The organism is Sinisalibacter aestuarii (assembly GCF_027923545.1).
In the GTDB taxonomy this organism is placed as follows: domain Bacteria; phylum Pseudomonadota; class Alphaproteobacteria; order Rhodobacterales; family Rhodobacteraceae; genus Sinisalibacter; species Sinisalibacter aestuarii.
The window spans coordinates 223783-245793 of the sequence record NZ_BROH01000005.1; the positions used below are offsets into that span (position 1 = coordinate 223783).

Consider the following 22011-nt stretch of genomic DNA (forward strand, 5'->3'; position numbering starts at 1 on the left):
CGGCGCGGGTATTTTCGCCGCGATGACACCGCCGGGGTTGCGCCCAGGCCGGGCGCGGCGCAGCATCGGGCCGGAGGATACGCGATGCCCCACGACCACCACCACGATCACGGCCACGGCCATCACCACCATCACGTGTCGCCCGAGGCGGGCGACCGGGCGGTGGGCGCGGCGGTGGGGGTTAACCTCGCGCTGACCGTGGCAGAGATCGTCGGCGGGCTCCTGTCGGGTTCCGTCGCGCTGATCGCGGACGGGATACACAACCTGTCCGACGCCGCCTCGCTCGCCATCGCCTGGGCCGCGCGCAAGATCGCCCGCCGCCCGACCGACGCCACCATGACCTTCGGCTACAAGCGCGCCGAACTGGTGGCGGCGCTGATCAACTACACCACGCTGATCGTGATCGGGCTATGGCTCATCTGGGAGGCGGTCGACCGCTTCCTGCACCCCGCCGAGATCGTGGGCGGGCTGGTGATCGCCGTGGCGGTGCTGGCGCTGGCGGTCGATCTGGTGACGGCGCTGCTCACCTGGCGGCTCTCGAAGGAAAGCCTCAACATCCGCGCCGCCTTCCTGCACAATCTCGCCGACGCGCTCGGCTCGGTCGCGGTGATCGCGGTGGGCCTCGTCGTGCTCCTGTTCGGCTGGCGGTTCGCCGATCCGGTGGTGACGCTGGGCATCGCGCTTTACATCCTGTGGATGGCCCTGACCGAGATCCGCGCGGTGATCCGTATCCTGATGCTGGGCAGCCCGCCGGAGATCGACCCGAAGGCGGTGCTGGCGGCAATGGAGACGGTCGACGGGGTGACCGGCGTGCACCACCTGCATTTGTGGCAAATCTCGGAGCATGTCACCTCGCTGGAGGCGCATGTGGTGACCGATGCCGACGATCTCGCCGGGCTGCGCGGGGTGAAGGCGGCGCTGCGTGCGATGCTGGCGGAGCGCTTCGATATCAGCCATGTGACGCTCGACACCGAAACCCCGGCTGACGATTGCGCCGATGCGCGCCACGCCATCGGCGCGGCCTGATCACATCATGGTCGCGCTGAGCAGCCAGTAGATCAGCCCCGACATCAGCGCCGCCGCCGGCACGGTGATCACCCAGGCGGCAACCACGGTCATGAAATGCGAGCGGCGCACCAGCTTGCGGCGGCGCAGTTCCTCCGCCGGCAGCCGCTTGCCATCGGGGCGCGAATTATTGGCAAGGCGGCGGCGGCGGGTGGTGTGCCATTCGCGGTAGAACCCCACGCCGAAGACGCCGCCCACGGCGATATGCGTGGACGAAACCGGCAGGCCCAGCCAGCTCGCCACGATCACGGTGATGGCGGCGGAGAGCGCCACGCAATAGGCGCGCATCGGGTTGAGCTTGGTGATCTGGCTGCCGACCATGCGGATGAGCTTCGGCCCGAACAGCATCAGCCCGAAGGAGATGCCGAAAGCGCCGATGATCATCACCCAGATCGGGATCGAGACCTGGCCGGCAAACTCGCCAAGGCTCTCGGCATGGACGATGGCGGCGAGCGGGCCGACCGCGTTGGCCACATCATTCGCGCCATGGGCGAAGGACAGCAGCGCCGCCGAGATCACCAGCGGCACCGCGAAGAGCGATTTGAGCGACTTGTTGCGGTTCTCCATCCCTTCCGACTGGCGGCGGATCAGCGGCGCCGAAATCACATAGGTGACCGCGCCGACGCCAACGCCGATGAGCAGCGCGGTCGGCAGGTCGATGGTGACGATATGCTTGAAGCCCTTGACCGACAGATAGGCGGCGAAGGCCCCCGCCATGATCGCGATCAGCACCGGCACCCAGCGGCGGGCGGCGGCGATCTTGTCGTCGACATAGATGATATGGCGCTTGATGAAGGCCAGAAAGCCGGCGGCGATCACCCCGCCCAGCACCGGCGAGATCACCCAGCTGGCCGCAATCGCCCCCATCGACGACCAGTTCACCGCGCTCATCCCGGCGGCGGCCACACCCGCCCCCATCACGCCGCCCACGACCGAATGCGTGGTGGAGACCGGCGCACCGATCCAGGTGGCAAGGTTGACCCACAGCGCCGACGAGATCAGCGCGGCCATCATCGCCCAGATGAACACGTTGCCGTCTTCGACCGAATGCGGGTCGATAATCCCTTTGGAGATGGTCGAAACCACGTCGCCGCCCGCGAAGAGCGCGCCGAAACTCTCGAACAGGGCGGCAATGACGATGGCGCCGCCCATGGTCAGCGCATTGGCCCCCACCGCCGGACCCATATTGTTGGCCACATCGTTGGCGCCGATATTGAGCGCCATGTAAGCGCCAAAGGCCGCGGCGGCGACGACGACGTAATTGGTGGGAGACTGGCCGAAGAACAGCGACGCGACAAAAGCCGCGATCACGATGAAGGCGAGCGCAATCCCCATCCCGACCATCGGCCGCGCGACATATTGGGTTGCAAGCTCAAGCTGGCCGATCCGCCCGAGGTCTTTATCGAGCGTGCGCCACTGGTTGCTGCCTTTGCCTGCGGCCATTCCAGTCCCCCCGGGGCGTTACGATTCCGTCATGAAACCGTTACAGTCCGGGGCGGGCTACCGCAGGAGCGTCATCAATGCAATGGCGCTGCCGTCGCAGGCGACGGGCGCGGGGCGGAATGCGGAAAAGCGGTGCTCAGAAGCCGCGCAGCAGGGCGCGCAGGCTCTCTTCCTCGACCATGTCGGCGGCCTGTTCGAGCGGCACCCATTTGCGCTTGCGCAGGCCCGCCTCGGGGAAGTCGTCGACCACCTTGGCCACCTTGATCGGGTAGACCGTGGCCGAGCAGGGTTCGGCCAGCCCGTCATCGTGCATCTTGAGGTAGTCGAACTCGCCCACCGGGCGGCGCCCGACCTTCTTGGATTTCACCCCGGCTTCTTCCCAGGCCTCGATGCGCGCGGCTTCGGGGGCGGATTTGCCGTCCATCGGCCAGCCCTTCGGCAGCATCCAGCGGCCGGTGCCCCGGGTGGTGATCAGCAGCACCTCTTTCTGGCCGCCGGTCTTGCGATAGCACAGCGCGGCGACCTGAAACCGGCTGGGCCGCCGGATCATGGGACGAACGACGCCATCCCAGGCTTTGGAAAAAATTGACGACATCTAACCCGCCTGATGTTTTTTGTTGTTGTACATCAAAATAGTGAAAGTTTTGCTAAATTGCAATTCGAGCGCATTTAACCCCCCGAAACTATTGCGGTTTTTCGGGCACATGTGCATCCGGGCCACAGCAGCACAACCGGAAGCGGCATATCAAGCCATTGATAAGGCTTGCCTTTCAGCCTCCGCGCGGTTTTGCCCTCAGCGTCGGCTGCGCCGCGCGCGGATCGTCGGGCCAGGGGTGTCTGGGGTAGCGCCCACGCATATCCTTGCGCACATCGTCATAGGATGTGTCCCAGAAGGCGGGCAGATCGGTGGTGGTCTGCACCGGCCGCCCGGCGGGGCTGAGCAGCACCACCCGCAGCGGCCGGCCCGCCACCCGCGGATGACGGGTGGTGCCGAACATCTCCTGCAACCGCACCGCGATCTCGGGCGCCTCGCCGGCATAGTCGATCGGCACCTTGCGGCCCATCGGCGTTTCGAACTGCGCCGGGGCCTCACGGTCGAGCAGCCGCATCCGGCCCCAGTCGAGCCGGGCACGCAGCGCGGCGAGAATGTCGAAGCGCTTCCAGTCGGCGGCGCTTCTTACCCCGCCCAGATGCGGCAGGAGCCAGTCTTCGAGGCGCTCCATCAGCGCCGCCTCGCTCATCTCGGGCAGATCCGCCCCGGCGGCGCGCACCAGCTCAACCCGCGCGATGAAGCGGCGCGCGGCATCGGAGGGGCGCAGCCCCAGTTCGCGCACGCCGTCGAGCATGGCGCGGGCCACCGCCTCCGGATCGGCCTCGCGCCAGGCGCGGTCGTCGAGCACCAGCGCGCCGAAACACTCCTGCTCGCGCGCCACCACCCTGCCCTCGCGCTTCGACCAGTCGCAGACATTCTGCCAGCCAATCGCGTCGCCATGCACCGCGCGCAGCTCCGCCTCACTGATCACGGTTGCCATGCGCACCTTCGCCTCGCGCGGGTTGCCGTCGGTATCGGTGACGACGATCAGGCGCTGACCCGCCAGCGGATCGCCTGCATCGAGCAGCGCGCCCTTGCCGCCCGAAAGCACATAGCGCGGATCGTCGCCCTTGCGCCGCAGCCCCACCCGGTCGGGATAGGCGAGCGCGGCCATCTGTGCAGCGCTCAGCCCTTCGCCCGGCGCCACCAGCCGCGAGAGGCGCTTCGCCTCGGTGCGGATGCGCTCGACGGTGCCGCGGTTCGGCTCGATCCCGTGATCGCGCCGGAACCGGGACGGGTCGGCAATGGCGGCGAGGCGCAGCGCAAGCTCCACCGGCGCGCCGCGCGGCAGCGGATCACGCTCCTCCATCAGCGCCGCGAGCGGGGCCGCCGCGCGCCCCGCCACCACGAGCATATGGCCAAGCCGCGGATGCAGCGGCAAGGCGGCCAGACGTTTGCCGTGATCGGTGATCCGGCCCGCCTCGTCGAGCGCACCAAGCCCGGTGAGCGGGCCGCGCGCCTCGGCCAGCACGCCGGGATTGGGCGGAGTGAGAAAGGCCAGGCCCTCGCCATCGCCCGCCCCCCAGAGCGCCAGTTCCAGCGCCAATGGCACCAGGTCGGCCACCTCGATCTCGGCGGGCGGAAAAGCGGCCAGCGCCCCCTCCTCGCCCTTCGTCCACATCCGGTAGCAGGTGCCCTCGGCCACCCGTCCCGCCCGGCCCCGGCGCTGATCGGCCTCGGCCATCGAGACGCGCTCGGTCACCAGCCGGCTCATCCCGGTGCCCGGGTCCACCTTCGCACGCCGCGCCCGACCGGCATCGACCACCACGCGGATATCCTCGATGGTCAGCGAGGTCTCGGCAATCGAGGTGGCAAGCACCAGCTTGCGGCCCGCGCGCTCGGGCCGGATCGCCGCGCGCTGCGCCGCGAGCTCCATCGCGCCGTAGAGCGGGCGCAGGTGGCACTCGGCGGGCAGAGCGCCGGCAAGTGCCGCCTCGACCCGGCGAATCTCGCCCTCACCGGGCAGGAAGACGAGCACGCCGCCCTCGGTCTCAGCCACCGCGTGCAGCACCAGATCGGCCACCGCCGCCTCGAACCGGATCTCTTTGCGCAGGGGGGCATCGAGCCACCGTGTCGCAACCGGAAAGGCCCGCCCCTCGCTCACCACCACCGGGGCGTCGTCCATCAGCGCCGCGACCGGCCCGGCATCGAGCGTCGCCGACATCACCACCAGCACCAGATCGTCGCGCAACGCGCCGCGTGCCTCCCAGGCCAGCGCAAGGCCGAGATCGGCATTGAGGGAGCGTTCGTGGAATTCGTCGAAGATCACCGCGCCGATCCCGTCCAAACCGGGGTCCGATTGCAGCATTCGTGTAAGAACGCCCTCGGTCACCACCTCGATCCGGGTGGCCTTGCCCAGCTTCGCCTCGCCCCGGATGCGGAAGCCCACCGTCTCGCCCACGGCTTCGCCCAACGTCTCTGCCATGCGTTCGGCGGCGGCGCGGGCGGCAAGGCGGCGCGGCTCCAGCATCACGATCCGGCCTTGCACCGCATCGAGCAACGCGAGCGGCACGCGGGTGGTCTTGCCCGCGCCGGGCGGGGCCACCAGAACGGCGCGCCCGGCCGCGGTGATGGCAGCCAGCAGGTCGGGAATGGCAGCGTCGATGGGAAGCGGCGTCATACGGTCCTTATCGCCGCGCGGTCAGCGGCGGACAAGCGCGACCTGCCCGTGGATCGTCTTCACATCCGCGCGCTCGGCAACCAGCGTGTCGCCCGCGCGGCGGAATTCGATCGAGAAGGGAAAGCCGGTGGCCTGCGCCATTTCCTCGGCCGTGTAGCCCTGCACCCGCGTGAGCTGGCCGGTGCAGGTAATGCCCTCATCGCTCTCGCTGGCCTTGCGGATCCGCACCCGCATCGACCGCTCGCCGTCGAAGGTCTGCCCGTCGAAGGCGCAGCCGGTGCTGGCGGGCCGGTCGACCAGCGCGGCGAGCAAGGCGGTCAGCGGGTCGATCCGGGCATCGGAGCTGCTGAAGGCCAGGTTGGCCGACGAGGTGCGGTAGCCGGTATCGAGATCTTCGGAATAGCTGTGCGACCGCATCCGCGGCACCTCGCCCGCGCCGCGCGCGCTCATGGTGAAGCGGACCCGTGCGAGCAGCCCGGCCAATCCTGTGGTACGAAACTCGCCCTTGGCCGCATAGCTGGAACCGTTGGAGTTGCTGGCAACCACCATCCGCCCCACCGGCGCGCCGTAGAGGCGCACACCGAAGGTGGCGCTCAGGTTCTCCGCCGCCGCCGGGACGGCCAGCCCCAGCGCCAGCGCGAAACCGGCAAACCACTTCTGCACAATTTCCAACATTGCTTCCGAATCGCAGCCCTACCTGTTGCTGCGCCACGCTAGCACAAACCGGCGGGCCTTGCGTGACTGGACAAGCAGGGCCGGGGCGGGCAAGACAAACCGGCAAGAGGGACAGACGATGGATATCGACGATCTGGCAAAGCGGGTGGCGGCAGGCGAGCGCAGGGCGCTGGCCCGCGCGATCACGCTGGTCGAAAGTGCCCGGCCCGATCACCGGGCGCAGGCGGCACGCCTGCTCGACGCGCTGAAGGGCGCGGGCCGCGAGGCGCTGCGGATCGGGCTGTCGGGCACGCCGGGAGTGGGCAAATCCACCTTCATCGAAGCCTTCGGGATGTTCCTCATCGAACGGGGGCTGAAAGTGGCGGTGCTGGCCGTCGATCCCTCGTCTGCGCGCTCCGGCGGCTCGATCCTCGGCGACAAGACCCGGATGGAGCGCCTGGCGCGCGAGGCAAATGCCTTCATCCGCCCCTCGCCCAGCCAGACCCAGCTTGGCGGCGTGGCGCGGCGCACCCGCGAGGCGGTGGCGCTCTGCGAGGCCGCCGGGTTCGACGTGGTGCTGATCGAAACGGTCGGCGTGGGCCAGTCGGAGACGATGGTGGCGGGCATGGCCGATCTGTTCCTGCTGCTGATCGCACCGGCGGGCGGCGATGAATTGCAGGGGGTGAAGCGCGGCATCATGGAGATGGCCGATCTCATCCTCGTCAACAAGGCCGATGGCGCGCTGAAAGAGACCGCCATGCGCACCTGCGCCGATTACGCGGGCGCGCTGCGGCTCTTGCGCAAACGGGCGCAGGACCCGGACGGCTATCCGCGCGCGATGACGGTTTCGGCGCTCAGCTATGACGGGCTGCCCGAAGCCTGGGCGGCGATGGGCGCCCTGGCGGAGTGGCGGCGGGCACAGGGATACTGGGCCGCCAACCGGGCCGAACAGGCGCGGCGCTGGTTCGAGGAAGAGCTGCGCGCGGCGCTGCTCGCCCGGCTGGAAAACGATCCGCGCATCCGCGGCATGGTGGCTGATCTGGGCGACAGCGTCGCGGCGGGCGAAACCTCGCCGGGCGCGGCCGCCGACAAGGTGCTCGACGTGCTGGACCGCTGAGCGCCCCGGCTGACCCGACGAAAAGGGGTGACAGGCGGCGTTGCTCGCGCTATCACCCCGGGAGCACATGATGGAGGTGTGGATGTACGCAATCAGGGCCCGATATTTCGGCTGAACCGCCGGTCCTGACGGGCTGGCCGCCAGCCCCGCATCCACCAATTTTCCGTTTTACCGTTCACGGACTCCCGTCATGTTTCGCTTTTTCGAGAACCTCGTCGATCCCTTCACCCCCAATGGCACCGCCACGCCGCCGGCGACGGTCTGGGCCTATCTGAAAACCCATTACGGCAATTTCCGCCGCTGGATGGTCTGGATGGCCGCGACCGGCGTGGTCGTCGCACTGATCGAGACCGGGCTGATCTTCTACACCGGCCATGTGGTCGACCTGATGGACGAGACCCCGCCCGAGAGTTTCTGGCAGGCGCATGGGCTTGAGCTGTTCCTCGCCGCGCTCTTCGTGCTGATCCTCCGGCCCATCGCCATCGTGCTCAATCACTTCTTCCTTGAGCAGACGCTGGCGGGGAACATGCAGGATCAGGTGCGCTGGCGGGCGCATAAGCACCTGCTCGGCCAGTCGATGGGCTTTTTCCAGAACGATTTTGCCGGGCGGCTCAGCAACCGTGTGATGCAGCTCGGCCCGGCGGTGGAAGACAGCACCTATATGGCCTTCGAGGGTATCTGGTACTCGCTTACCTACGTGATCGCGGCGATGGTGATCCTCGGGCAGGTCACGCCCTGGCTCGCCCTGCCGCTGTTCCTCTGGCTTGTGGCCTATGTGATCTACACCCGCTGGATCGCGGTCCGCGTCTCCTCGGCCTCGGAAAAGTGGTCCGATGCGCGCTCGCTCGTCACCGCGCGGGTGGTCGACGCCTATGCCAATATCGAAAGCGTGAAGCTGTTCAGCCAGGGCGCGCGCGAAGAGGATTACGTGCAATCCGCCATGCGCCGCCACCGGCTGCGGTTCCAGCGGTTCCTGCGGCTGATGACCGAGCTCAGCTTTGGCCAGAACGTGCTGAACGGGTTGCTCATCATCGGCGTGCTCGGCCCCTCGCTCTGGCTCTGGACCAACGGCCTGATCACCGTGGGCGAAGTGGCCGCCGCCTCGGCGCTGACGATCCGGCTCAACGGCATGTCGGGCTGGATCATGTGGGTGACGATCCGGCTGTTCGAACATGCGGGCGTGATCCGCGAGGGGCTGAAATCCATCTCGGTGCCGCATGAGATCACCGACGCCCCCGGCGCGCCGGCGCTGAGCCTCGGGCGCGGCGAGATCGCGTTCGACGATGTCAGCCACCATTACGGCAAGGGCACCGGCGGGCTCGATCACGTCTCGCTCACCATTCCGGCCGGGCAGAAGGTGGGGCTGGTCGGGCGCTCCGGCGCCGGCAAATCCTCGCTGGTCAACCTGCTGCTGCGCTTCCGCGATGCCGAACAGGGCCGCATCCTGATCGACGGGCAGAACGTGGCCGGGGTGACGCAGGACAGCCTGCGCGCCGCCATCGGCATGGTCAGCCAGGACAGTTCGCTCCTGCACCGCTCGGTGCGCGCGAATATCCTCTATGGCCGCCCCGACGCGAACGAAGAGCAGATGGTGGCCGCCGCCCGGCGGGCCGAGGCGCATGACTTCATCGGCCGGCTGGAAGATCCGAAAGGGCGCACGGGCTATAACGCCCATGTCGGCGAACGTGGCGTGAAGCTCTCCGGCGGCCAGCGTCAGCGGATCGCCATTGCCCGGGTGATGCTGAAGGATGCGCCGATCCTCGTGCTCGACGAAGCCACCAGCGCGCTCGACAGCGAGGTGGAAGCGGCCATTCAGGATACGCTCTACGGCATGATGGAGGGCAAGACGGTGATCGCCATCGCCCACCGCCTCTCCACCATCGCCCGGATGGACCGGATCGTGGTGCTCGACGAGGGCCGCGTGGTGGAAGACGGGCCGCATGACGCGCTGGTCGCGCAGGGCGGCCTTTATGCCGATCTCTGGGCCCGGCAATCGGGCGGTTTTCTGGCGGAGAGTTGAAAGGTGGGGGCGGTTCGCCCCCACCGGCCGCATTTTCGCAAGCTGAAGGCTTGGCCCTGCCCGACGGGAGGCATAGACATTCCGCATGCGCGTGAAACCTTCCGAGTTGATTGACCCGTTCCGCCCCGCCGAGGGCGCGCCGCCGCACGCGCTGATGGCCTTCATCCGCTGGTGCATCTCGGGCGCCTGGGGCGTGATCGCGCTGGCGGCCATCGTCTCGGCGCTGGCGGGGCTGACCGAGACCGGCACCGCCTGGGTGCTCGGCAAGGTGATCGACACGGTGGTCAGCCACGGGCGCGAGGCGCTGTTCACCGCCGCAAACGCCGGCATCTTCGCCCTGGCGCTCGCCTTCTTCCTGCTCGCCCGCCCCCTCGCCTTCGGGCTGTCGAACCTCGCCACCGCCGTGGTCGTGGCCCCCGCCGTCTCGCCGCTCGTCATGTCGCGGCTGCATCGCTGGATGCTGACCCAGTCGGTCGGCTTCTTCGATGACGATTTTGCCGGGCGGATCGCACAGAAACAGGCGCAGACGGCCAATGCGATGACCAATTTCGTGGTCGAGGCGATCAACGTGCTGGCCTTCGCGCTGGCCTCGCTCATCGGCACCTTCGCGTTGGTGACGGCCATCGACCCCTGGCTGGCGCTGGTCTTCGCGGTGTGGTTCGTCTTCTATATCGCGCTGATCCGCTGGTTCATGCCCCGCATCCGGCTGCGCTCCAAGGCACGCGCCGCCGCCCGGGCGGTGGTGACCGGGCAAGTCGTCGACACGATCACCAATATCCGCACGGTCAAGCTCTTCGCCCATGCCGAGCGCGAGGACGCCGCCGCCATCGACGCGATCGACACCTTCCGCGGCCGCGCGCTGGAATTCGGCAAACTGTCGGCCAGCCTGCGGCTCTCGCTCATGGTGCTGGCGGGGCTGCTGCCGCTGCTGCTCACCGGCGGAGCGCTGGTGGCCTGGTCGCGCGGCGCGGCGAGCGAGGGCGATATCGTCGCCGCCGGGGTGGTGTCGATCCGGGTGGCACAGATGACCGGCTGGGTCTCCTTCGCGCTGATGGGGCTCTACCGCGATATCGGCGAGATCGAGGACGGGATGCGCACGCTCACCCCCGACCGCCGCCTGCCCGACGCGCCCGATGCCAGACCGCTCGCGCTCACCGGCGGCGGGATCCGGTTCGACGGCGTCGATTTCGCCTATGGCAAGGCCGTGGGTGGGGTGACCGCGATCAGTCTCGACGTGGCCCCCGGCGAAAAACTCGGCATCGTCGGCCCCTCCGGCGCGGGCAAATCCACGCTGGTGGCGCTGCTCCTGCGCCTGCACGACCCCGAAGCGGGCCGCATCCTGATCGACGGGCAGGATCTGCGTGGCGTGACGCAAGACAGCCTGCGCCGCGCCATCGGCATGGTCACGCAGGAAACCGCGCTGTTCAACCGCTCGGCACGCGACAATATCCTCTACGGCAACCCCGATGCCGGCGAAGACGCGCTGCACGCCGCCGCCCGCAAGGCCCGCGCCGACGATTTCATCGCCGGGCTGGTCGACGGATCGGGGCGGCGCGGCTACGAGGCGCATCTGGGCGAGCGCGGGGTAAAGCTCTCGGGCGGCCAGCGCCAGCGCATCGCCCTCGCCCGCGCGATCCTGAAAGACGCGCCGATCCTCGTGCTCGACGAGGCCACCAGCGCCCTCGACAGCGAGGTGGAAGCCGAGATTCAGGACACGCTCTACGACGTGATGCAGGGCAAGACGGTGATCGCCATCGCCCACCGCCTCTCCACCATCGCGCATATGGACCGGATCGTGGTTCTGTCGGATGGCCGGATCGCCGAACAAGGCAGCCATGAGGCGCTGCTGGCCGCGGGCGGGCTCTATGCCCGCCTCTGGGCGCATCAATCGGGCGGGTTTCTGGGCGAGGGGTAGCGCGGCTCAGATCACGCCATGCCGTTTCAACTCGGCCTCCTCGTCGCCCGTGATCCAGCCGAACACCTTCGCCTCCCCGTCGCGCAGCTGCACAAGATAGTGAACGTCGAAATCAATCGCCGTCTCTTCCAGATCGCTGCGGGCATAGGTGGCCCTCCAGCCGACATGGGCCAGGCAATGCAGCGCATCAATCTGGGTGATGCGGAGCTGGCGCACCCGCATGGATCGGGTGCCCTGCGCCCGGTAGCGCTCATAGCCCTGCGCCATCGCCTGCTTCAGCGCCTCGTCGTTCCTGGCGGTCATCACCCCGGCGGGCGCGGCGGCGATCATGTCGCTCGCATAAAGCGCGGCGACATCTTCCATGTCGGCCTCGCCCGCCAGAGCCTGCGCAAACAGGCGCTCGTAACGGTCGAACAGCGCGGCGACGGCCTGTTCCATCGGGTCTCCCTCCCCTGCTGCGGCGGACCGGCCTAGCAGATCCGCGGCAATTGCTCGCCCACCAGCATGTCGACAATCCGGGTGCCGCCGAACAGCGTGCGCATCGTCACAAGGCCCGCCGGCTCCGCAATCGCCCAGCCAATGATCGTCGCCCCCGCGCCGGTGTCCACCGCCCGCATCGCCGCCAGCGCCGCCTCGGCCTGATCCTCGGGCACGAAGACGACCAGCCGCCCCTCATTGGCGAGGTAGAGCGGATCGAGCCCGAGGATCTCGCAGGTGCCCTTCACTTCGGCGCGCAGCGGCAACACCGCCTCGTCGATCTCGATACCCACACCCGCCGCCTCGGCCATCTCGTTCAGCGCCGAAGCCAGCCCGCCGCGCGTGCAGTCGCGCGCCGCCTTCGCCCCCGGCGCGGCGGCAAGCACCGCCTCCATCAGATGCCCCAGCCCGGCGCAATCGCTTTGCAGATCGGAGGTCAGCGCCAGATCGCCCCGCGCCGCGAGGATGCAGGCGCCGTGATCGCCCAGCACACCGTTGACGATAGCCACGTCACCCGGCGCGATCCGGGTGGCGGCCAGATCGCGCCCCGGCGGGATCACCCCGACGCCGGAGGTGGTGACGAACAGCGTATCCGCCGCGCCGCGCCCCACCACCTTGGTGTCGCCGGTCACGATCTTCACCCCGGCGCGGTCGGCCTCTGCCTTCATCGTCGCCACCACCCGGCGCAGAAGCGCGATCTCGGTGCCCTCCTCGATGATGAAGGCCGCCGACAGCCAGAGCGGCGTGGCCCCGCCCACCGCCAGATCGTTCACCGTGCCGTTGATGGCAAGCGAGCCGATATCGCCGCCGGGAAACTCGACGGGGCTGACCACGAAACTGTCGGTGGTGAAGGCCAGCCGCGCGCCCGGCTCGGCCAGAGCCGCCGCCTCCAGCCGGGCCTGATCCTCCATCGAGGCGGGCTCGAAGCTGTCGGTAAACACCTCCTCGATCAGATCCCGCATCGCCCTGCCGCCGCCGCCATGGGCCAGCGTCACCCTGTCACCGCGCAATACCATTCATCTTGCTCCAAATATCCCGGGGGAGGCCGCTTGCGGCCGGGGGCGGAGCCCCCTTCCTGTACTGTCGCCCAATCCGCCAGCGGATTGGAGCGGGAGCGGAGCCCCCTTCCCGTACTGTCGCCCAATCCGCCAGCGGATTGCAGCGGGGTGGAATCCCCATGCTACTCCGCCGCCTCCGGCGCCCGCCGCCCGCCATATTGCCAATAGGCCGCGCAGGCTCCCTCCGACGAGACCATCAGCGCGCCAAGCGGGGTTTCCGGCGTGCATTGGGTGCCGAACATCGGGCAGCCGGTGGGCTTGATCTTGCCGGTCATCACGGCCGCGCATTCGGTGCCCTCGGGTTCGGCCACCTCGCGCGCGCGCGCCGCGCCATAGCCGATGCCAAACCGCGCCTCGGCATCGTAGAGGGCGTATTTTTCGCGAATGCGAAGCCCCGACAGGTCGATCTCGCCCAGCCCGCGCCAGGCGAAGCTCGGGCGCTCCTCGTAAACGTCAGCGATGGCGGCCAGGCTCACCGGGTTGCCAAGCTCCGGCACCACACGGGCATATTGGTTTTCCACCTCCGCCCGGCCCTCTTCGATCTGCCGGAGCACCATCAGCACCGATTGCAGCAGATCGGTCGGCTCGAACCCGGCCACAACGATGGGCTTGCCATAGTCGCGGGCGATGAAATCATAGGCGTGGATGCCGATCACCATGCTCACATGGCCGGGGCCGATGAACCCGTCGAGCAGCATGTCGGGATCGTCGAGCAGCGCGCGGATCGGCGGCGGCACGGTGATGTGGTTGCAGAAGATCGTAAAGTTCTTCATCCCCTCGCGCGCCGCCTGCTGGATGGTGAGCGCGGTGGAGGGCGTGGTCGTCTCGAAGCCGAGACCGAAAAACACCACCTCGCGCTCGGGATTGCGCCGCGCCAGTTCCAGCGCGTCGAGCGGCGAATAGACGGTGCGGATATCGGCGCCCTCGGCCTTGGCTTGCAGCAGCGACTTCTTCGTGCCCGGCACCCGCATCGCATCGCCGAAACTGGTGAAGATCACCCCCGGTTGCTCGGCGATCTGCACCGCCTCGTCCACCCGCGCCATCGGCAGCACGCAGACCGGGCAGCCGGGCCCGTGGATGAACTCGATCCCCTCATGCACCAGCCGGTCGAGCCCATAGCGGAAGATCGCATGGGTGTGGCCGCCGCAGATTTCCATGATCCGCACCGGGTTGTCCTTCGTCGCCCCGATAGCCGTGGCAGTGGCGTCGATCCCGGCTATGAGCGCTTTGGCCAGCGCCGGATCGCGGAATTCCTCGACGAACCTCATGACAGCGCCCGCTCGCCCTCGGCCATCTGGGCCAGGGTTTCCTGTGCCTCGCCCAGATGCTGCAGCGCCTCCAGCGTCGCCGCCGCCTCGGCCTCGTCGATCACCGCCATGGCGAAGCCCACATGGATCAGCACCCAGCGGCCAACGAGCGCATCCGGCCCGCCATCCGCGACGCAGGCGAGGCTGACCTCACGCTTCACGCCCGACACATCGGCGCGCGCCATCATCCGCGCCGCATCGGTGATCTCGACAATCTGTCCGGGAATTCCAAGGCACATGAGCCCTCTCCTGTCGCGCGGGGTTTGGCTGTTTCTAGCACCGAAGACTGCGCCGGAAATTGCGCGAGGTCAAAGCCGGAGCCGCGCCGCTCAGCGCAGCATGGCAAGAAAATCGTCCACCGGCAGCACCGGACGCAGCACCGAAGCGAGATCGTCGAGCTTCGGATCGTCGCGGTCGAACAGCGCGTAGCAGACGAAATCCTGCACCAGCGCGCCCTGTTGCTCATAGCCCAGCGCAAAGAATTCGGCATCGCGCCTCGCCTCGAACCAATAGGGATCGACATGGGCGATGGTCTCGCCCGCCGCGCCCTCGGTGGTATAGGCGGTCCGGGCGCGGTTCTGCCATTGCCAGACATGCACAAGCTCATGGGCCAGCAGGATCGAGGCCGGATAGGGCGCGCTGTCGGGAAAGCCCCGGAACGCATCGGCGGCATAGAAGCGGTAGGAGAAATACACGTCGTTCTCCAGCACGAAGGCGGCGGGCCAGCTCCAGTAGCGCTGGGTAGACCGGCGGCGCACGCACAGATCGGGCGGCGCTTCCATCACCACCACCCCGCTCCCCTCCCGCGCCCGGTCGCGCGGCAGCGGCAGCATGCCGATCCCGGCCTTGATGCTGACCGCTTCGGTATCGAGCGTGTCGCCAAACAGGTTCTTCGCCACCAGCGTCTCGCTGGGCGTGAGCGGACGGGCGCAGGCGGCGGCCAGCAGGAGGGCGGCAAGGGCGAGGTAGCGGGTCATGGGGCGAGTTTCGAACGGACCGGCGACAGCGTCAATCTATGTTCGCGCGGGGTGATGTCGCCAGGAGGCGGACCTGGCGGCAAGACGCGCACCAACGCCTCGGGAGGTGTCTCCGTTCGGGATGGCAGGCGCAGCACCACACGATCCAGAGCAGTGGCGGAGCGAACCGGGCGGTCGCGTGGGATGTCGAACATTGCCCGTCTCGCTCCGCCCCCGTCACAGGGCGCAGCACCTCCGGGCGAGACGAGCCCGGAGGGAGAGCGTAGGCGCTCAGTTCACGCTCAGACGGGTTCTCCAGACAGCGAAGCCAAGCCAGGCCATCGCGACGACGATCATCACCGCGCCAACCAGAACAAGGTAGGGTGGCGCACCAAACAGGAGTTCAGCGAGAATGCCGACCGGCATGAGCATCCCGCCAAATGCCAGCCACGACACCCACTTTGCCGAGATCGGATCAATCGGCAGCTTCCACACCAGATACCCGATCAGCACATTGAGCAACGCGAACAGGTTGCCATGCACATGCGCGAGCCGCGCCTCGAAATGCTCGCCAATGGCATAATCGGCCACCCATTGCTCCTTGCCGGGCGCGAAATCGCGCAGCCATATCAGGATGAAGCCATAGGCCATGAACGCGGCGAGAAAGAGCAGCCCGCCCGCCATATTGAGTTTCCCACGAGACATTGAGAGGTCCTTTCACACAGATCGCCCGCGAATACGATGCGGACGTTATATTACTATAACGCGATTCCCGGTGTCGTTATACAGATATAACACGCCGGCCGCAATCCATCCTGAAGGATGCCCCGGAACGCCCCGGTGGCGAGCCACGGAACCCGCATTTTGGGTGAATTCAGTGCGCGCTTTGCCTCACACCATGCTCGGCACCACCAGATCGGGCGGGCGGTGGCCATCGGCGAAGGTCTGGATGTTGATCAGCACCTTCTCGCCCATCTCGGTGCGCGCCTCGCGGGTGGCCGAACCCATATGCGGCAGCAGCACCACATTGGGCAGGGCGCGCAGGCGCGGATTGGCCTCGGTGCCGTGTTCGAACACGTCGAGCCCCGCCCCCGCGATCTCACCCGTGCGCAGCATCCGGGTGAGCGCGTTCTCGTCGATCACCTCGCCGCGCGAAGTATTCACGATCACCGCATCGGGCTTCATCAGCTTGAGCCGGCGCGCATTCATCAGATGGAAGGTCGAGGGCGTGTGCGGGCAGTTGATCGAGAGAATGTCGATCCGGCTCACCATCTGGTCGAGGCTGTCCCACCAGGTCGCATCATGCTCCGCTTCGATGTCGGGGTGCAGCCGCCGGCGATTGTGGTAATGCACCTCCATGCCGAAGCAGCGGGCGCGGCGCGCCAGCGCCTGCCCGACCCGGCCCATGCCGAGAATGCCAAGCTTGCGCCCGGCGATCCGCCCGCCGAGCAGCGCCATCGGCGACCAGCCCTGCCAGTCGCCCGATTGCATCACCGCCAACCCCTCGGGGATGCGGCGGGTGACGGCGAGGATCAGGGCCATCGCCATATCGGCGGTGTCTTCCGACAAGACGCCGGGGGTGTTGGACACCAGCACGCCGCGCGCGCGGGCGGTGGCCACGTCGATATGATCGACCCCGGCACCGTAATTGGCGATCAGCTTGAGTTGATCGCCCGCCTGCGCCAGCAGCCCGTGGTCGATCTTGTCGGTGAGGGTGGGCACCAGCACATCCGCCCGGCGCATCGCCCCGGCCAGCGCCTCGCGGCTCATCGGGGCATCGGTCTCGTTCAGCTCCACATCGAACAATTCGCGCATCCGGGCCTCGACCGCCTCCGGCAACCGTCGCGTCACGACAACACTCAGCCGTTCTGATGGCATCGAATTCCTCCCGTGGCTTTACAGCGCTCCGCTCCCTCTGGCATGGTGACGGCTAACGCGATGAGGCACAAGCGTCAGAAGGCGCACGATAACGAAAACAGCGCGTTGGATGGGCAGTAAATGAAGGCAACCGGACCATTGCGGCTGGCGTCGCTTCTGTTGGCGGGGCTGTTTGCGTTCGCCGCGGCCGGGCCGGGCAACGCGGTCGAGCGTGGCGCGGTCACCAACCTCCCCATTCCCCGCTTCGTGTCGCTCAAGACCGGCGAAGGCAATGTGCGCCGGGGCCCCTCGCTGACCCACCGGATCGACTGGGTTTTCACCCGCCGCGGCATGCCGCTCGAAGTCATCGGCGAATTCGGCCATTGGCGGCAGGTGCGCGACCGCGACGGCGTCGGCGGCTGGGTGCATTACACATTGCTGTCGGGCGCGCGCACTGGGCTGGTCGAGGCCGACCTTGCCGCGCTCTATGCGCGCGCCGATCAGAGCGCGCCCGTGAATGCAAGGCTTGAGGCGGGGGTGATCGTCTCGATTGACAAATGTGCTGTGGACTGGTGCCGGGTACGTGTGGAGGGGTTGAAGGGATGGATGGTCAAATCGGCGTTGTGGGGCGTGCGGGCGGACGAGGTTTTCGACTAGGGATCGACGAAGTCACGACGCCCGCCGCCGCCAAAAGCCTGAACCGGACCGGCCGCCGGGCGGTGATCGTACATGCCGGGGCCAACTGGATCGGCTCGGTGCTCGACAGTTCAGACGGGTTCTGGCCGAAGCTGGTAGCCGAGCTGGCCCATCACGGCATCGACACCCGCGTGGTGCGCGCCCGCTCGAAACCCGCCGAGGCGCTGATCGACCCGACCGCCGACCATGTGCACGTTGTGATGGGCGATATCCCCGGCTATGGCCGCAACATGCTGCATGTCGATCAGGGCCATATCCCCGGCTTTTGGTATCTCGACGAAGTCGGCGTCGGCTGGCACTCGTCGGTCCGGCTCATGCAATTCTGCCCGGAACGGGTGAATTTCGGCCATGCCGAGTATTTCTTCAACGGCGTCTCGGGCTGGATGCTGCGCGAGAACGTTTCGAAAGCGCCGCAGACCGAACGGATGCCCGACCATCTCGAACCCGCCGCCGCGGTGATCTTTGCGCAGGATATCGAGGGATTGCGCAATCGCGCGCATTTCATGACCAACGAGCAGATGATCCGCACGGCGGCGGAGCATGACCGCTCCAGGCTCATCTACGTCAAACTGCATCCGCGCCAGTCCAAAGCCAGCCGGCGCGATCTGCTCTCGGTGGCGCAGGATTACCAGAACGTGCAGGTCTCCGAGGCGTCGGTGCACGATCTGATCGAAAAATCCCGCGTGGTGGTCACGCAGAACTCCTCTGCCGGCTTCGAGGCGCTGATGCAGAAGAAAACTGTGGTGACCTGCGCCAAGGCCGATTACCGCCATGCCACGCTGACCGCGAAGAACCCCGGCGATCTGAGCGACGCGCTCGATTACGGGCCGGACGCGATGGCGGACTTCCCGTTCGAGAAATATTTCTACTGGTTTCTCGGGCGCAACCTGCTGGAAGAGGCCAAGGACAATTTCGCCGAACGCGCGGTAGCGCGGATCCGGGAAAAGGCGTTCCTGTAACACCGCGCCGTTTTGCGGCGCTGCCAGCTTGCCCTGCCCGTGTGCCGGCCCTAAACCTCCGGCCAAGGAGCTTTGCCGATGGCCGAAAAAACCAGGATGAATCTCTCTGCCGGTCTTGCATCGTCATCGGTCGCGCTGGTGCTGGTGGCGCTGAAGATCTGGGCGCTCGGCGAGACCCATGCGCTCTCGGTCGCCGCCTCGCTGGCCGACAGCGCGATGGACCTGATGGTCTCGCTCGGCGGGCTGGCGGCCATCGCCTATGCGGCGCGCCCGGCGGACGAGGATCACGCCTATGGCCACACCTCGGCCGAAGACCTCGCGGCGCTGGCGCAGTCGGTGTTCATCATGATCTCGGCCAGCGTGATCGGCTGGGCCGCCATTGCCCGGCTGCTCGCCGAAAACCCCGAGCCGCTCTTGCACCAGGGCAAGGGCATGGCGGTGATGGCGGTGTCGATCCTGCTCACCGCCGCGCTGGTGACATGGCAATCCTGGGTGGCGCGGCGCACCAACAACAAGGTGGTGAAGGCCGACAGGCTGCATTACCTCGGCGACCTTCTGCCCAATGTCGGCGCGATCCTCTCGCTCTGGGCCTCGGCCAGTTTCGGCCTGACCCAGATCGACAGCGTGGTCGCGCTCGGTGCGGGCGCGATGCTGGCGGTGGGAGCGGTGCGGATCTTCAAGGGCGCCTGGGACGCGTTGATGGACCGCGCCGCGCCCGAGGAGGTGGTGACCGAGGTTGAAGCCGTGCTGAGCGGCTTTCCCGGCGTCCACGGCTACCACGATCTCAAAACGCGCATGGCCGGATCGAAGACTTTCATCACCGTGCATATCGAACTCGACGGGCAGAAGACCCTCGACGAGACCCATGCCATCGCCGCCGCCCTGCGCCGGGCCCTGCTGAACGAAGTGCCCGACAGCGACGTGCTGATCCACCAGGACCCGGTGGGCGTGACGCCGCACCCCGACGATCCCTCCCGCACCTGAGCGCGGATCGCCGGGTGGTCAGGCCACGACCAGCCCGCGCCCCTTCAGCAATGCCTCGACCCCGGGCAGGCCGCCACGGAAGTCGATATAGGCCTGCGCCTCGTCCTGCACGCTGCCCGCCGAGAGCACGAAACGCTCCAGCCGTTGCGAGGTCTCCGCATCGAAGTAATCGCCCGTTTCCTCGAAGGCGGCGAAGGCGTCGGCATCCATCACCTCCGACCACATGTAGGAATAATAGCCGGACGAATAGCCGTCGCCGGCAAAGACATGGGCGAAATGCGGCGTGGCATGGCGCATCCGGATCGCACGCGGCATGCCGATCTCTTCCAGCACCTCGGCCTGTTTCTGCATCGGATCGGCGGGGGCGGGTCCATCGTGGAAGGCCAGATCGACCAGCGCCGAGGCGACGTATTCGACGGTCTGGAACCCCATATCGTAGGTGGCCGCGCCCAGCAGCCGGTCGAGCATGTCGCGCGGCATCGGCGCGCCGGTTTCGGCATGGGTGGCGAATTCGGCCAGCACCTCGGGTACTTCGAGCCAGTGCTCGTAAAGCTGGCTCGGCAGTTCGACGAAATCGCGCGCCACCGAGGTGCCGGAGATCGAGCCATAGGTTACGTCCGACAGCATCCCGTGCAGCGCATGGCCGAATTCGTGAAACAGCGTGCGCGCGTCGTCCCAGCTGAGCAATGCAGGCTTGCCCGCCTCGGGCCTGGCGAAATTGCAGACGTTGACCACGATGGGCCGCTGCGCGTCACCGCCCTTCTGGTCGCGGAACGTGCTCATCCAGGCGCCCGACCGCTTCGAGCCGCGGGCGAAGTAATCGCCGAGAAACACCGCCATGTGCCGGCCATCGCGGGTGACCTCCCAGCCGCGCGTGTCGGGGTGGTAGAACGGGCCGTCGAGCGGGCGGAATTCGAGGCCGAAAAGCCGGCCCGCCACCGAAAAGGCGGCCTCGATCATCCGGTCGAGCTGGAGGTAGGGCTTGAGCGCCGCTTCATCGAGATCATGCTCGGCCTGCCGCCGCTTTTCGGCGTAATAGTGCCAGTCCCAGGGCTCAAGCGGCCCGGAAATGCCATCGGCATGCAGCATTCGTTCAAGAATTACCGCATCGCGCTCGGCCGCTTCACGGGCCGGGGCCCAGACCTGCATGAGCAGATCGCGCACCGCTTGCGGCGTTTTCGCCATCTCGGTCGCCAGCTTGAAACCGGCGAATGTCTCATGACCCAGCAGCGCCGCACGCGCCGCGCGCAGCGCAAGCGTTTCGGCGGCGATGGCGCGGTTATCGGTCGCGCCGCCCCCCGCACCGCGCGCCACATAGGCGTCATAGGCTTTGCGCCGCAGCGCACGATTGGGCGAGAAGGTGAGGAAGGGCGTGATCAGCGACCGCGAGAGGGTGACCACCGGCCCCGCCGCACCGCGCTCGGCCCCGGCGGCGCGGGCGGCATCGGTGACGAAACCGGGCAGCCCTTTAAGATCGTCTTCCGACAGGTCCATCGCCCAGTCGCGCTCGTCGGCCAGCAGGTTCTGGGTAAAGGAGGTGCCGAGCACCGAGAGGCGCTGCATGATCTCCTTGAGCCGGTCGCGGTCGTCGCCTTCGAGCAGCGCGCCCGAGCGGGTGAAACCGCGCCGGGTGAGCATCAGCACGCGGGCCTGTTCGTCGGTGAGACCCAGCGTATCGCGCGCCTGCCAGAGCGCCTCGATCCGGGCGAAGAGCGCCGGGTTCATGGTGATCTCGGCGGAATAGGCGGCAAGCTTCGGCGAGACCTCGCGCTGCAACGCCTCGCGCGCCGGATTGGCATCGGCGGAGGCGAGGTTGAAGAAGACCCCGAGCACTTTCGAGAGCGTTTCATCCGCCGCTTCCAGCGCTTCGATGGTGTTGGCGAATGTCGGCTCATCGGGATTGTCGGCGATGGCGGCGATATTGGCGCGGGCCTCGCTCAGCGCGGCGTCGATGGCCGGGCCGAAATGCGCGTCTTCGATCTCGGCGAAGGGCGGCAGGGCGAAGGGGCCGGTCCAGTCGGAAAGCAGGGGATTGGTCATGCGCGTCTCCTTTGAGGGGAAGCTAGGGCGATCGGACGGGCTGCGCCAGTCCGGCGGGCGGGAAAATGTGAGGACGCCGTGATGGGGGCGTGCAGATGAGGGCGGGACGCCGGACCTCTAGAACTCTAGGCCGTAGACTCATTAGCCCGTATTGCGATGCGGATGGCGGCCAGAGTGACGCCGGCCATGAAGGTCTCGGCGTGTTTGTCGTAGCGGGTGGCCAGGCCCCTGTATTGCTTCAGTTTGTTGAA

General features: G+C 67.6%; 19 protein-coding genes. 7 read left to right on the forward strand and 12 right to left on the reverse strand.

Going from position 1 to position 22011, the window contains the following annotated elements:
• The first annotated feature begins 84 nt into the window (after nt 1–84).
• On the forward strand, nt 85–1026 hold the full coding sequence (locus QMG28_RS10735; RefSeq protein WP_281842290.1) for a cation diffusion facilitator family transporter: 942 nt from the start codon (nt 85–87) through the stop codon (nt 1024–1026).
• On the opposite strand, the gene QMG28_RS10740 is transcribed toward QMG28_RS10735, so the two are convergent.
• The 4 genes from QMG28_RS10740 to QMG28_RS10755 form a co-directional block, all read right to left on the reverse strand.
• The gene (locus QMG28_RS10740; protein ID WP_281842291.1) at nt 1027–2508 is read right to left on the reverse strand and encodes an inorganic phosphate transporter; all 1482 of its coding nucleotides are present in this window, start codon (nt 2506–2508) and stop codon (nt 1027–1029) included.
• Between the two features lie 136 nt (nt 2509–2644).
• A complete protein-coding gene (locus QMG28_RS10745) occupies nt 2645–3058 on the reverse strand; it encodes an NUDIX hydrolase (protein ID WP_281842292.1) in 414 nt (137 codons plus the stop codon).
• A gap of 220 nt (nt 3059–3278) precedes the next feature.
• Nucleotides 3279–5720, reverse strand: a complete 2442-nt coding sequence (hrpB, locus tag QMG28_RS10750; protein ID WP_281842293.1) for an ATP-dependent helicase HrpB — start codon at nt 5718–5720, stop codon at nt 3279–3281.
• Between the two features lie 21 nt (nt 5721–5741).
• Complete coding sequence (locus tag QMG28_RS10755; protein WP_281842294.1) at nt 5742–6395, reverse strand: DUF3108 domain-containing protein; 654 nt, start codon at nt 6393–6395, stop codon at nt 5742–5744.
• A gap of 118 nt (nt 6396–6513) precedes the next feature.
• Here QMG28_RS10755 and meaB point away from each other — a divergent pair, with 118 nt between their 5' ends.
• The 3 genes from meaB to QMG28_RS10770 all read left to right on the forward strand — a co-directional run bounded on the left by meaB (nt 6514) and on the right by QMG28_RS10770 (nt 11426).
• Nucleotides 6514–7491, forward strand: a complete 978-nt coding sequence (gene meaB, locus QMG28_RS10760) for a methylmalonyl Co-A mutase-associated GTPase MeaB (protein ID WP_281842295.1) — start codon at nt 6514–6516, stop codon at nt 7489–7491.
• A gap of 190 nt (nt 7492–7681) precedes the next feature.
• Nucleotides 7682–9511, forward strand: a complete 1830-nt coding sequence (locus tag QMG28_RS10765; protein WP_281842296.1) for an ABC transporter ATP-binding protein — start codon at nt 7682–7684, stop codon at nt 9509–9511.
• A gap of 91 nt (nt 9512–9602) precedes the next feature.
• A complete protein-coding gene (locus QMG28_RS10770) occupies nt 9603–11426 on the forward strand; it encodes an ABC transporter ATP-binding protein (RefSeq protein ID WP_281842316.1) in 1824 nt (607 codons plus the stop codon).
• Between the two features lie 6 nt (nt 11427–11432).
• Here the strand turns inward: QMG28_RS10770 and QMG28_RS10775 are convergent, their stop codons facing one another.
• The 7 genes from QMG28_RS10775 to QMG28_RS10805 all read right to left on the reverse strand — a co-directional run bounded on the left by QMG28_RS10775 (nt 11433) and on the right by QMG28_RS10805 (nt 17102).
• The gene (locus QMG28_RS10775; RefSeq protein WP_281842297.1) at nt 11433–11864 is read right to left on the reverse strand and encodes a DUF6841 family protein; all 432 of its coding nucleotides are present in this window, start codon (nt 11862–11864) and stop codon (nt 11433–11435) included.
• 32 nt (nt 11865–11896) lie between these two features.
• Complete coding sequence (hypE, locus tag QMG28_RS10780) at nt 11897–12919, reverse strand: hydrogenase expression/formation protein HypE (RefSeq protein WP_281842298.1); 1023 nt, start codon at nt 12917–12919, stop codon at nt 11897–11899.
• 164 nt (nt 12920–13083) lie between these two features.
• Nucleotides 13084–14229 carry a hydrogenase formation protein HypD gene (gene hypD, locus QMG28_RS10785; RefSeq protein WP_281842299.1) on the reverse strand — a complete coding sequence of 382 codons (1146 nt, stop codon included), beginning with the start codon at nt 14227–14229 and terminating at the stop codon, nt 13084–13086.
• Entirely contained in the window at nt 14226–14507 is a 282-nt protein-coding gene (locus QMG28_RS10790) for a HypC/HybG/HupF family hydrogenase formation chaperone (protein WP_281842300.1), read from the reverse strand. The genes hypD and QMG28_RS10790 overlap by 4 nt, the downstream gene beginning before the upstream one ends.
• A 90-nt stretch (nt 14508–14597) precedes the next feature.
• Nucleotides 14598–15245, reverse strand: coding sequence for a hypothetical protein (locus QMG28_RS10795; protein ID WP_281842301.1), 648 nt, complete (start codon nt 15243–15245; stop codon nt 14598–14600).
• Between the two features lie 270 nt (nt 15246–15515).
• A complete protein-coding gene (locus QMG28_RS10800) occupies nt 15516–15929 on the reverse strand; it encodes a hypothetical protein (protein WP_281842302.1) in 414 nt (137 codons plus the stop codon).
• A 186-nt stretch (nt 15930–16115) separates the two neighbouring features.
• Nucleotides 16116–17102: a 2-hydroxyacid dehydrogenase gene (locus tag QMG28_RS10805; protein ID WP_281842303.1), complete on the reverse strand. Its 987-nt coding sequence runs from the start codon at nt 17100–17102 to the stop codon at nt 16116–16118.
• A 120-nt stretch (nt 17103–17222) separates the two neighbouring features.
• Between QMG28_RS10805 and QMG28_RS10810 the strand changes: the two genes are divergently transcribed.
• From QMG28_RS10810 to QMG28_RS10820, 3 genes are all read left to right on the forward strand, one after another.
• Nucleotides 17223–17738 carry an SH3 domain-containing protein gene (locus tag QMG28_RS10810; RefSeq protein WP_281842304.1) on the forward strand — a complete coding sequence of 172 codons (516 nt, stop codon included), beginning with the start codon at nt 17223–17225 and terminating at the stop codon, nt 17736–17738.
• On the forward strand, nt 17684–18736 hold the full coding sequence (locus tag QMG28_RS10815; RefSeq protein ID WP_281842305.1) for a capsular polysaccharide export protein, LipB/KpsS family: 1053 nt from the start codon (nt 17684–17686) through the stop codon (nt 18734–18736). Before QMG28_RS10810 ends, QMG28_RS10815 begins: the two co-directional genes overlap by 55 nt.
• Nucleotides 18737–18814: 78 nt before the next feature.
• Entirely contained in the window at nt 18815–19720 is a 906-nt protein-coding gene (locus QMG28_RS10820) for a cation diffusion facilitator family transporter (protein WP_281842306.1), read from the forward strand.
• 18 nt (nt 19721–19738) lie between these two features.
• On the opposite strand, the gene QMG28_RS10825 is transcribed toward QMG28_RS10820, so the two are convergent.
• Nucleotides 19739–21760, reverse strand: coding sequence for a M3 family metallopeptidase (locus tag QMG28_RS10825; protein WP_281842307.1), 2022 nt, complete (start codon nt 21758–21760; stop codon nt 19739–19741).
• Nucleotides 21761–22011 lie beyond the last annotated feature (251 nt).